The organism is Hungatella hathewayi WAL-18680 (assembly GCF_000235505.1).
In the GTDB taxonomy this organism is placed as follows: Bacteria; Bacillota; Clostridia; order Lachnospirales; family Lachnospiraceae; genus Hungatella_A; species Hungatella_A hathewayi_A.
In genome coordinates, this window is sequence record NZ_JH379027.1 from 1,581,072 (window position 1) to 1,592,688 (window position 11,617).

Annotated in this window: 10 protein-coding genes; 8 read left to right on the forward strand and 2 right to left on the reverse strand. The window is 46.5% G+C overall.

What is annotated here, in order from left to right; translation table 11 throughout:
• Positions 1 to 195: 195 nt before the first annotated feature.
• Both HMPREF9473_RS07090 and HMPREF9473_RS07095 read left to right on the forward strand, forming a co-directional pair.
• Positions 196 to 909 (forward strand): hypothetical protein, encoded by a 714-nt coding sequence (locus tag HMPREF9473_RS07090; RefSeq protein ID WP_006779396.1) that lies wholly within the window; start codon positions 196 to 198, stop codon positions 907 to 909.
• Positions 909 to 2,207: a DUF2971 domain-containing protein gene (locus tag HMPREF9473_RS07095; RefSeq protein WP_006779397.1), complete on the forward strand. Its 1,299-nt coding sequence runs from the start codon at positions 909 to 911 to the stop codon at positions 2,205 to 2,207. The genes HMPREF9473_RS07090 and HMPREF9473_RS07095 overlap by 1 nt, the downstream gene beginning before the upstream one ends.
• 666 nt (positions 2,208 to 2,873) lie before the next feature.
• Here HMPREF9473_RS07095 and HMPREF9473_RS07100 read toward each other — a convergent pair.
• Entirely contained in the window at positions 2,874 to 4,361 is a 1,488-nt protein-coding gene (locus tag HMPREF9473_RS07100) for an aldehyde dehydrogenase family protein (protein ID WP_006779398.1), read from the reverse strand.
• Between the two features lie 245 nt (positions 4,362 to 4,606).
• On the opposite strand from HMPREF9473_RS07100, the gene HMPREF9473_RS07110 reads away from it, so the two are divergent.
• A complete protein-coding gene (locus tag HMPREF9473_RS07110) occupies positions 4,607 to 4,786 on the forward strand; it encodes a hypothetical protein (RefSeq protein WP_006779399.1) in 180 nt (59 codons plus the stop codon).
• A 214-nt stretch (positions 4,787 to 5,000) separates the two neighbouring features.
• Here the strand turns inward: HMPREF9473_RS07110 and HMPREF9473_RS07115 are convergent, their stop codons facing one another.
• On the reverse strand, positions 5,001 to 5,993 hold the full coding sequence (locus tag HMPREF9473_RS07115) for a LacI family DNA-binding transcriptional regulator (RefSeq protein WP_006779400.1): 993 nt from the start codon (positions 5,991 to 5,993) through the stop codon (positions 5,001 to 5,003).
• Positions 5,994 to 6,229: 236 nt separating this feature from the next.
• On the opposite strand from HMPREF9473_RS07115, the gene HMPREF9473_RS07120 reads away from it, so the two are divergent.
• The 5 genes from HMPREF9473_RS07120 to HMPREF9473_RS07140 all read left to right on the forward strand — a co-directional run bounded on the left by HMPREF9473_RS07120 (position 6,230) and on the right by HMPREF9473_RS07140 (position 11,573).
• A complete protein-coding gene (locus tag HMPREF9473_RS07120; RefSeq protein WP_006779401.1) occupies positions 6,230 to 7,267 on the forward strand; it encodes a zinc-dependent alcohol dehydrogenase family protein in 1,038 nt (345 codons plus the stop codon).
• Positions 7,268 to 7,327: 60 nt separating this feature from the next.
• The gene (locus tag HMPREF9473_RS07125; protein ID WP_006779402.1) at positions 7,328 to 8,257 is read left to right on the forward strand and encodes a carbohydrate kinase family protein; all 930 of its coding nucleotides are present in this window, start codon (positions 7,328 to 7,330) and stop codon (positions 8,255 to 8,257) included.
• Positions 8,258 to 8,296: 39 nt separating this feature from the next.
• Positions 8,297 to 9,646 (forward strand): ABC transporter substrate-binding protein, encoded by a 1,350-nt coding sequence (locus tag HMPREF9473_RS07130; protein ID WP_006779403.1) that lies wholly within the window; start codon positions 8,297 to 8,299, stop codon positions 9,644 to 9,646.
• 251 nt (positions 9,647 to 9,897) lie between these two features.
• The gene (locus HMPREF9473_RS07135) at positions 9,898 to 10,713 is read left to right on the forward strand and encodes a carbohydrate ABC transporter permease (protein WP_138669967.1); all 816 of its coding nucleotides are present in this window, start codon (positions 9,898 to 9,900) and stop codon (positions 10,711 to 10,713) included.
• Positions 10,714 to 10,724: 11 nt separating this feature from the next.
• Positions 10,725 to 11,573, forward strand: coding sequence for a carbohydrate ABC transporter permease (locus HMPREF9473_RS07140; RefSeq protein ID WP_006779405.1), 849 nt, complete (start codon positions 10,725 to 10,727; stop codon positions 11,571 to 11,573).
• Positions 11,574 to 11,617: the final 44 nt, after the last annotated feature.

Consider the following 11,617-nt stretch of genomic DNA (forward strand, 5'->3'; position numbering starts at 1 on the left):
TATTAACAATCTGTTCTTTATATTTTTTATTGTTTGCATAATGGCGTATAGTGTGATAGAATAAAAAGAACAAATGTTCGATGTTTGCATATCATAAGAGACTGTGAGTTATGATAGGTGGTTTTGGTAAATCGGATAAAATAGTACTTTAGTAAAAACGACCTTACTTTATAAGGTTACAGAGGGGGATATTTTATGAGTATTGAAATTTTAGAAATGCAAAAGCTGGTAGGAGAATTATATAGCAAAAAAGTATTAGGTGTTGAATTCTTAAAATTAGAAGATAAATTTTATACTTTAAAAGAAAAATTAGAAGGCCAGAAATTAAACAGTGAGGACTCTTTGGAATTTCAGTGTTTATGTTTTGAATATGAAATTTTATATCGTTATCAAAGGTCGTATAATAGAAATGGAGATACAGAATTATTTCAATCATTTGTTGATTTGTTTGAAAGAATTTATTCGCATGAGTTAATTGAAAGATTGGTTAATAGTATATTTAGTATTGGAAATGATGCTATTATTGATATCAGTAGCTTTATTCTTCCAAAGACAATAATTGTGAAAGGGTTTATATGGGAGACTATTGCAGACAATTATTTTAAAAATAGTAATTATAAAGAGGCTTATTTATATTATTGGAAAGCAATAGATAGTTGTTGTGAGACGATACAAGAGGGGGAGGGATTTTGCGATTTCCTATTTTATGACCAACCTATTATATATGTAAGTGATTTAATTTACAGACTTTATAAATGCTTAGAGTCTTGTAACAGCTACGAAAAGGCGGTTGAAGACTTTAATATCAGGAAACTTGAATTAAGTGATTATACTTATTTTTGGTTTTATTATGCTTTAACTATTTATAAAGTTGCGATAGAAAAGACTGGGAAAGAAAGAAAAAATTAATGCAGGATGCCTGGGAATGCGCTAATAAAGCAGGGGAAGAAAATATAGGATTGTTTGAATTGAAATGTGGTGTTTTGTATGAACTTGAACGGTATACAGAAATAAAATTGGTATGTAAAAAAGCTGTGGAGAAGAATTCGATAATAGATGAATTAAGCAGAACAATGAGTTTTTCCATATTCGCAGATATTCATTTGCTTTATAAGTATATAGAATTGGATAAAAAAGAACTGGTTAGAAAGGTTTTAAATGATGCATCAGATTATATTGATTCTGTTAAGATGGATACTATGGATGGGTATGTATCTTACATGCCAATAATAAAATTATATAAGAAGTATAAGGATAATAAAGATAATATTGTAGATATTATAATAAGTTTAATTAAACTATTATGGGAAACAAATAGTATAAAGGAACAATTACAATTTAAGTCTAAGGAGGAAACGATAGGTTTTTATACTAGTATTGCATCATTATCTCACATCTTAAAAGATGAGAAAAATGAAACAAAATATAGAATGTCGATGTTTGATGCAAGACATATGAATGACCCTAATGAAGGAAAAGTGATTGAAAGATATTTGGATGAAGGATTACCGGTAGGGTGTGTGAATTTAGAGGATTTTACGATATATGGAACTTCATGTACTTTTTTAAAATCGTTTACAACTAAGGTGGATAGTCTTCCTATGTGGGTGCAATATGCAGAAAATGGTACAGGCTGTTTTGTTAAAGTTAATACAGTTATGTTTGAAAAGGCTACGAAAGAACTGAGACGAAAGAAAAACTTTTATTTCAGAAATCTTCCGTTTGAGGAAGATTATCAACTATATAGTGTAGCGTATTATGATGGCGATAAATTTCAAACAAATGATGGGAGTGATATTACAGAAAATTTGAAAAGATTAAAATTGCAATATCAACAGATAAGATTTGAATGGATAGAAAATAATTCAGATAAGTTAGAAAAAAATGATTTTTTGGGGACAGTAAATCACGTTTTATCAACAATAAAATATTTAATTAAACGTAAAGAATACGATAATGAAGATGAAGTTCGAATTATGCTTTATCGCAATGGGAAAGAAAGTGATATTGAACAAGCAGATATGGGAGAAGGGAAAATTCCTCGTCTATATGTGCATCTTAATGTAACAACTGAAATAACTGAGGTAATGTTAGGCCCCAGAGTTAAAAATGGAAATGATTTATGCCCATTTCTATATAGCCAGCTTGGCAAAATAAATAAAGAAAACAAAGCCTTTGTAAGTCGTTCGTCAATAGATTATGTCTAATTGTCGGGATAAGTTTGAAATTCAGAAAGTGAGATTTTTATGCAAAGGAAAGAAATTGTTCTCTTTAAAGCACATGATGGAAATATAAAATTCAATGTTAGCATGAATGGAGAAAATTTAGTGATAGTGAACTTGACCGGGAGAAAACACACAAAAAATGCGTGTTGATGGTGTGAAACAACGGTTCCGTTTATAATTTAAAATGTTATTATTTCGGTAGGATATTGAGCGAAATCAAAGGGAAGCGTTGAATTTTAAAGCAACATTATATATTAATGTATCGTATGTGATGTGAGACGTAGAAATGAGGTATTAGAGGGAGGCAAGGTATTTAAGGGATTGTGTGATGAGAAGCGGATGATCATTCTGAATAGGTTGGATAGTGTGGAAAAATGTACTTATATTTTGCTGGAATAATTGGATATGATGCAGTTAGGGCTGATATTTTTTGTCAAAGTGTAGTAAATATATTTTTGGCCGTTTTCACGGTATCTTCGGCAAGATGGAAAAAGTGGTTGTTTCCATTTTAGAAAATACCACTTACAAATTTTCTATGTAATAGTAGAGCCGCCGATTCCTCTCCCAGGGAGCAATATCACCCTGGGAAGAGGAATCGGCGGCTCTGCGTTTGTCAGTTCACAGACGGATTCACGACACACCCATCACTTACTTTGCCGGATAAAACCCGCTGGGAGCTTCGGACAGATTAATCATGATATTCTTCATCTGCGTATAATGCTCCAGAATCACTTTGTGGGTCTCGCGGCCGATGCCGGATTCTTTGTAGCCGCCAAACGGCGAGCCTTCCGGAATCTGGTTGTATGTATTGACCCACATACGGCCGGTCTCGATGCCGCGGGAGACGCGGATGGCGCGGTTGATGTCCCGGGTCCAGACGGCGCCGCCCAGGCCGTAGGCGTTGTCGTTGGCCATGCGGATGACCTCGTCCTCATCCTTGAATTTGATGATACAGGCCACGGGCCCGAAGATCTCTTCCTGGGCCACGCGCATATCGTTGGTGACGTCCGCCAGCAGGGTGGGGCGCATGAAGCAGCCCTTGGCCAGCTCGCCGTCGGTGATTCTCTCGCCGCCACAGATGACCCGGGCGCCCTCCTGTTTTCCGATTTCGACATAGCTTAAAATCTTCTCCAGCTGCCGCTCGTTGATCTGGCTGCCCATCTGGGTATCCGGCTCCCAGGACAAGCCTACTTTCACATTGTCAAATGCTTTCACCGCGTCTTCCAGGAATTTGTCATAGATATCCTCGTGCACAAAGACACGGGACCCGGCGCAGCAGACCTGGCCCTGGTTGAACAGGATGCCAAGCTGGAGGCCGTCGATGGCCTGCTCCCAATTGCAGTCCGGGAAGAAAATGTTGGCGGATTTGCCGCCAAGCTCCAGGGTTGACGGGATGAGACGGTCCGCCGCCGCAAGGGCAACCTGGCGTCCTACCTCCGTGGAGCCGGTGAAGGCCAGCTTCCGGAATCCCTTGTGGTCCAGCATGTACTGGCCGGATTTTGAGCCGGCGCCTGTGATGACGTTGAAGACGCCCTTCGGAATCACATCCTGAACGAGACGGGCGAATTCGAGAACCGACAGGGATGTATCGCTGGACGGTTTAAATACGGTACAGCAGCCCGCGGCGAGAACCGGGGCCAGCTTCCAGGCCGCCATCAAAAACGGGAAGTTCCAGGGAACAATCTGTCCCACCACGCCAATCGGTTCCCGAAGAATCAGGGAGAGGAACTGCTCATCCAAAATGTTGGCGCTTCCCTCCTCCGCCATGATACAGCCCGCAAAATAGCGGAAATGTTTCGCGCTGAGAGGAATGTCGATGGCCATGGTCTCGCGAATCGGTTTACCGTTGTCCAATGATTCCACCATAGCCAGGTGCTCGGTGTTGGCGTCAATGATGTCGGCAATCCGGTTGAGGATGGCTGCCCGCTCGCTGGTGGGAACCTTCTTCCACGTGCCAAATGCCTCCCAGGCCGCCGCCACCGCATCGTCTACATCTTCCTTCGTTGCCTGAGCGCACTCCGCCAGTTTCTCCCCGTTCGCCGGACATCTGGTAGAGAAAACCGCCCCGTCAGATGCATCCCGCCACTGGCCGCCAATAAAGAGTTGATACCTTTTTTGAAGCTCCGGTTTGTTCATGTAATACCTCCTTTTCATAGTGTTGAAGCGTTTATTAAAAGGCTTCCTAAGCCTTATGTTCCTGTATATGTTAACAATAACATTTTAGAATTAAAATACAATATATGTTATTTTGTTGACATAATTGATTATTTATTAACAAAATATCTGATAATTTTATTTGAAATAAAAATGATGTCAGGCTATAATGGGAGGAGACAGATGGATGTTAAGAACGTCGAATTCAAGAAAGGAAACAAAAATTTATGAAATCAGATGAAGTGGAAAAAGTATGTTTTCAATACGCCTGCCCAAGATATCCCCAGTGCGGCCGCGCCCGCGGAAAAGGCTGCTGCATCGATTACCCGGAGCGGGAAGAAGAACTGGTCCACGACGAGTGCGGACCGGAAAATGGTTTTGTACTGTTTAAGGAGGTGGGGCGCTAATGTAGGCCGCTTCCCGAATAGGTAAAGGCAGATGCAGAACAGATATAGAGCAGGTATAGGACATATATAGAATAGCTATCAGACAGATGCAGAACATAAATAAAACAAATGTAGACCAGACAGCAGACCAGATAGCAAAACAGATAGCAAAACAGATACCCGCCCGGTTCCCATCTGGAACCAGGCGGGTATCTGTTTTCTCATCAATCAAGAATCAGTTATTATCAAACAACGTCAACGCACTGCTCAAAGTAAAATTCTGTATCGGCGCGTCCATATTCTGTATCCGATTGATCATCTGCTGGGCGGCCATCTGCCCCATGCGCTGGGACGGCTGGCTGATTAGGCCAACGGGCTGGGTGATGTAAGTGTCGCGAATTCCCTCCTGATAGCCGATGATATCAATCTTTGCCGGAAGCCGCTCCCGCTCCCGGTACAGGTAATTCATCACGTCAGCCGCCATCACGTTGTTGGAAATGACGATGGCGCTGCAATTCAGCTCCAGCAGCCGGTTTAACGGCTTCAACGCACTCATATACATGGAATCTCCGCATTGAATGAGGGAATCCTTCACATCCAGGCCCTGTTTGATCAGGGCGTCTTTGTAGGCCTGCAGCCGCTCCTTGCTGGTTGACAGCCGTGCCAGTCCCGCGATATATCCGATATTCTGATGCCCCCGGTGAATCAGCGTGGTGACAGCGTCGAACATGGACGCGTAGTTGGAGATGATGACGCTGTCATGCACGCAGTGCTCCGGCGCGCGGTCGATAAACACAACGGGAAATCCCTCCGGGAGGAGGGCGTCAATCTCTCTGGCGTCCGCCACGGTACTGCCGACAATCAGGCCGTCCACAATCCCCGAGGACAAAAGCTTGATGCCGTCCAACTCCTTCTCCGTCGTCTCCTTCGTATTGATAATAATCAGATGATAACCGCAGGACGACAGATAATCCTCGATTTCTTCTATAATAACCGCCCAGAAATAGTTGGAGATATCGGGAATGATGCAGCCTATCATCTTCCTGGTCCCTGTTTTTAAACTTCTTGCGGCGGAATTGATCACATATCCCAATTCCTTTATACTGTTTTCCACTTTTTCTCTCGTGGCCGGTGAAACGTTTTTCGTTTGATTAATCACATGTGATACTGTGGCTATGGAAACTCCTGAACGTTTGGCTACGTCTCGTATGTTAATTTTGTTAACCATTGTTTCCCTCCTGGGCTTACTTGTTTTCATTCTATACGGAAATGGTACCCTTGTCAAGGATTCCAAAGGAGTTAACAAAAATTAGCTGTTTTTTGGCAAATACATACAAAAATTTTGAATAATTATTGTTCATTTATGAACATTGACTATAAATGGGCTATATGTTATATTAGATTTATAGAAAAATTAAACGTTTAACTTTTTGAATCATGTCTTATGGCAAGAAGAGGTGGAATATGAAGGGAACATTTTTTTTAGGGGCGGACAGGACGCCGAAGTTTGAGGTCCGGGAAGTGCCTATTCCCGAACTGGGAGACCATGAAGTGCTGGTCCGGAACATGGCCTGCGGTATCTGCGGTACCGATGTCCATATCTATCACGGGGAGGCCGGTTCGGCCGAGGTGGCTCCGCCGGTGATACTGGGTCATGAGTTCTCCGGCATTGTGGAACGGACCGGCAGCAGGGTGAGCGCGGTGCAGGTGGGGGACCACGTAACCCTGGACCCCAACATGTACTGTGGACAATGCAGACCCTGCCGGATGGGAAGGAAACAGAATTGTGAGCATCTGTTTGCGCTGGGGGTGAACACCAACGGAGGATTTGCCCAGTATACGGTGTCTCCGGAATCACAGTGTTTTAAGGTAAACGATGACATGGATTTCGACGTGGCCGCCATGGCGGAGCCGCTGGCCTGCGTGATTCACGGGATTGACCAGGCGGGAATCCGTCCGGGACAGACCGTGGCCGTGGTGGGAGGCGGAATGATTGGTCTCCTCATGGTGCAGATGGCAAAGCTCTCCGGGGCCGCCACCGTGGTGTTGAGCGAGCCGATTGAGATGAGAAGGCAGATTGGTCTGGAGGTGGGAGCGGATTTCACCATCGACCCCACCAGCGAAGATATCAACGACAGGATGAGGAGAGAGACAGGACGGCCGGGAGCGGATGTGGTGATCGAATGCGTCGGCAAACCCTTCGCCGTGGAGCAGGCCATCCGGCTGGCGGACTTAGGAGCATCGGTGCTGCTGTTCAGTGTGCCGGCGCCGGACGATACGGTGCCCTTACCATTATTTGATGTATATAAGAAGGAATTGAAGATCATCGGCTCCATGATTAATCCTGACACCCACCAGCGGGCGGTGAATCTGCTGAACAGCGGTAGGCTGGAGATAAAGAAGCTGATTACCCACCGGTTCGGATTGAGCCAGCTGGAGGAAGCCATATTGGAGCAGATGAGCAGTGATTCGATCAAGGTCGTTGTCCATCCACAGGAGTGAAAATTTAGGCAAAGGAGAGAAATCAGATGTTTGATGTGACAGCGTTGGGAGAAATCCTGATTGATTTTTACACCCTGCGGCGAGCGGGAAGGTGTGCCGGTCTTTGCGCAGAATCCTGGCGGAGCCCCCCTCAATGTGCTGGTTCAGAATTCACTTCTGGGAGGAAAAACGGCATTTATCGGCAAGGTAGGCAGGGACGGATTTGGAAGCGCGCTGCGAAAGGTCATGGAGGACCACGAGATTGACACCAGGGGGCTGTCGGTTTCGGAGGAGGTACATACCACACTGGCCTTTGTGCAGCTGGACAGTGATGGGGAGCGTTCCTTTTCCTTTTACCGGAATCCGGGAGCGGATATCTTGTTGAAGGAGGAGGACATTGACGGCGGCCTGATCAGAGACAGCCATATCTTCCACTTTGGCTCTCTTTCCGCCACGTCGGAGCCGTCGAGAAGCGCCACCTGTGCCGCCCTGGAGATTGCCAGGAAAGCGGGATGCATCATCACCTATGACCCGAATTACCGGGCGCCGTTGTGGAAATCGGAGAGGGAAGCCGTGGAGACCATGCTGCATTTTATGCCCTATGCGGATATCCTGAAGGTTTCGGAGGAGGAAATGGAACTTTTGATGGGGACCCAGGATATAGAGACGGGCAGCCGGATGCTGGCGGATTACGGAATCACCCTGGTCTGCGTTTCGAGAGGAGCCCTGGGAGCCTGTTTCCGCCGGGGAGATGACTACATGGAAGTGCCAGGATTTGCGGTGAACACCGTGGATACCAATGGAGCCGGGGATTCCTTCTTCGGGGCCATCCAGTACCAGCTTCGGGAGAAAAATCTGGAGGATTTAAAACAGATGCCAGTAGAGCAGCTGGCGGAAATCATACGTTTTGCCAATGCGGCAGGCGCCCGGACCACCATGAAGAAGGGGGCAATTCCCGCGATGGCAGATGGGGAAACGATTGCTCAATTTTTGTATCACTATTGCAGCTAATGTCACTGTTAACAAAGAAGAAAGATGGGAGGATTCAGAATGAAACGAAACGTATTGGCAGTATTAATGGCATCCGTGATGGCGGCATCACTCTTTGGGTGTGGAAGTTCTTCATCACCGGCAACAACGGCTTCCAATGAAACGAAAGCGTCAGGTGAGACAAGCGGGGAAGCAAAGGCAGCGACGGAGGGCAAGACAGAGGATGTCACCATCCGCATGTGGACCTTCCTTGACCCGACGAACAAGGAAAATGGCCGCTCTGTGGCCCTTCAGCAGATGATTGATGAATTCGAGGCGGAAAACCCGGGCGTCAAGGTGGTTGTGGAACCGCAGGACTGGGCGACTATGACAGGCAAATTCCTGGCCGCTTCGGCTACGGGAGACGCACCGGATATTATGTGGTGTGCAAGAGATGAGATGTACGGTGTTCTCAATGCAGGCGCCCTGGAGCCACTGGAGAATCTGTTCCTGGGAGACTGGAGCGCGGAGGAAATCGCCGACGTGGATGACGCCTTCTTCCAGTTCGGCGAGCGGGACGGAAAGCATTACACCCTGACGCTCAACAAAAACTGTACCGGTTTATTCTACCGGGAGGATTTGCTGAAGGAGGCCGGGCTCCAGGTTCCGGAGACCTTCGAGGAACTTTATGATTCGGCGAAAGCCCTGACAGGGACCGACGCTTCCGGTATCCAGCGCTACGGGCTTGGCATGTCCTTCTCCACGGAGACCAACGACGCCCAGGCTATCGTAAACTGGCTGCTTCAGGAAAATGGAGATTTGTTTAATGCGGACGGAACCGCCAACTGGGCCAACGACGCAGGTGTCAAAGGGGTAAACTGGGTGAAGAACTGCATCGACACCGGTGTTACTCCGGCGGAGAGCGTCAATACCACCATCGAGGATATTTACACGGAATTTGCGGCAGGAAAATATGCAATGGCCATCGCCAGCGCGGTTCGTCTTGCCAACTTGAGAAGCACTGCTTCCTTTGATGGAAATACTATCCAGTTCACAACGCTTCCGGGCGGAACCATTATCGACGGCTGGTTTGTAGGCGTGTGGTCCGGTTCCAAGCACAAAGAAGAGGCCGGTAAATTTGTGGAGAAAATGTACTCCCCGGAATCTGACATGAAATGGATTGAGCTTGGCGGACAGGCACCGTGCAGAAAGTCCACTGTGGAAAGCCTTGAGATTACTGACGAAAACAAATATATGGAAGCTATGATTAAAGCCTTTGGAGAGGGCTGGCTACCATCCAACACGGAGGCCTATGTGGGCTGGAAGCTGGATTTGAATTATCCGATCCAGAATGTGCTGACAGAGGGCGTGGAGCCGATGGCTGCATTGAAGGATGCAGAAGAAATCTTCAATACGGATAATAACCGCTGATTTCAGCAGTTGGCAGGCTCCGGCCCTGGGGACTGGAGCCTGCTGCTCTCATAGGAAAGTGCGTCCTATGAGAGCAACTCCCTCCGGGGGATGCGCACTACGCGCTAAGGAAGTATGGCCGCTAAAGCGACCGCGCTCCGGCGCAAGAGTCTGCCAAGTCAGACTCTTATTTTAAAAGAAAATGAACGGAGAGTGATTGCGTGAAGAAAACTACAAGAAAAAACCTTTCAATATTTTATATTGTTCCGGCCATGAGTATTTTACTGCTGTTTCTGGTGATTCCGCTGATATACACCCTTTACTGCAGTCTGTTTAACCTGGACTATCTGGTAAAGGGGGAGTTTTTGGGGCTTGGAAATTATGTCTCTCTGCTGAAAAACAGCCGGGTAATCAAATCATTTAACTTTACCTTTATGATTACCATCGTATCGACGGCATTGTCGGTTATCATCGGTCTGGTTCTGGCATTGTGGATTGACAGAAAAGAGGGGCTGTTTGCGTATCTGATTGAAATGTTCGGCTTAATCCCGTGGGTGATTTCCATGATGGTTGCGGCTCTGCTCTGGAGATGGCTGTTTAACGGGGACCTTGGATTATTTAACATGATTTTGAGAGGATTGGGATTTAACCCAATTTATGTGGTACAGAATAAAACATCGGCAATCATAGCCCTCATATTTGTGCTGGTATGGCGGCTTGTGGGATATGCCATGATTATGATTTTAGCCGGCCTAAAGGGGCTGGACACGACACTGATAGAGGCGGCAAAGATCGACGGGGCCTCCCCGTTACAGCTGCTGCGCTACATCAAGCTGCCACTGATAAAAACTTCGGTTCTGCTGTCCACTATCGTGCTGACAGTGAGCAATTTTACCAACAACACGGTGCCCAAGGTGCTTACCAGCGGCGGGCCAAACGATGCCACAAACGTGATAACCCTGTATCAGTACAATCTGGGATTCCGGTATTATCAGTTTGGTACATCCGCGGCGCTGTCAATTATGATTATGCTGATTACATCACTGATTATTGTGCTCTACATCAAGCTCAGTGATTACAGGATATAGGAGGGATGATGATGAGCAGGGAAATGAAGAGGAAGAAAAGAATTACCACTGCCATAGAAGTTCTGATACTGGCTGCCATGGCATTTATCACCATCACCCCGATTTACTGGGGCATCGTCACATCGTTAAAAAATACCAACGAAATAGCGGCCTATCCGCCGAAGGTGGTTGGTTTTGCGGTGACCTGGAGCCATTACGCCAGGATTTTATCTTCGGGATATTTTAAATGTGTGCTCAACAGCGCCCTGTATTCCATAGCGGCCATCACCATGGGGCTGGGGTTCGGCTATCTGGCGGCGTACGGCTTTGAGCGGCGGAATTTTCCCATGAAAAAGATTCTGTTTTATCTTGTGGTGATCGGGATTCCGCTTTCCACGGGAAGCTCGGTTCTGCTGATCCCCAATTATCTGTTGATGATGAAGTTTGGGCTGGCGAACCACTGGTATACCATGCCGCTGATTTATACCGCCTACAACCTGCCGCTCTGTATCTGGATGATGATATCCGGCATCCGGGGGCTTCCCTATGAGATAGAGGAGGCGGCCAAGATTGACGGCTGCGACCAGTTCTATCTGGTGACACGGCTGATTCCGCCGATGTTAAAGCCATCGTTTGCGGCGTCCAGCCTGTTTATATTTATCGGCGCCTGGAACGAGTATATCACCACTTCCGTGATGGTGAATGGCAATAACTTAAAGAATATTCAGATGGCAATTTACGACTATATCGGATTTTTCGGGCAGGAATGGGGACCGCTGTGCGCGGCGGCTACCGTTGCCATTATCCCGATCCTTCTGGTGTTTACATTTTTGGGAAAACAGCTGGTCAGCGGGCTGACTGCGGGGGCGGTCAAGGGCTGACGATTCGCTGTGAGTGACTGGGACCGGCATCGTTGGTCCGTCAT

Coding starts and splice junctions, on each gene's coding strand:
- HMPREF9473_RS07100 (WP_006779398.1), bottom strand. CDS start 4,361: ATGAACAAACCGGAGCTTCAAAAAAGGTATCAACTCTTTATTGGCGGC.
- HMPREF9473_RS07130 (WP_006779403.1), top strand. CDS start 8,297: ATGAAACGAAACGTATTGGCAGTATTAATGGCATCCGTGATGGCGGCA.
- HMPREF9473_RS07110 (WP_006779399.1), top strand. CDS start 4,607: ATGAAATCAGATGAAGTGGAAAAAGTATGTTTTCAATACGCCTGCCCA.
- HMPREF9473_RS07120 (WP_006779401.1), top strand. CDS start 6,230: ATGAAGGGAACATTTTTTTTAGGGGCGGACAGGACGCCGAAGTTTGAG.
- HMPREF9473_RS07115 (WP_006779400.1), bottom strand. CDS start 5,993: ATGGTTAACAAAATTAACATACGAGACGTAGCCAAACGTTCAGGAGTT.
- HMPREF9473_RS07090 (WP_006779396.1), top strand. CDS start 196: ATGAGTATTGAAATTTTAGAAATGCAAAAGCTGGTAGGAGAATTATAT.
- HMPREF9473_RS07140 (WP_006779405.1), top strand. CDS start 10,725: ATGAGCAGGGAAATGAAGAGGAAGAAAAGAATTACCACTGCCATAGAA.
- HMPREF9473_RS07135 (WP_138669967.1), top strand. CDS start 9,898: ATGAGTATTTTACTGCTGTTTCTGGTGATTCCGCTGATATACACCCTT.
- HMPREF9473_RS07095 (WP_006779397.1), top strand. CDS start 909: ATGCAGGATGCCTGGGAATGCGCTAATAAAGCAGGGGAAGAAAATATA.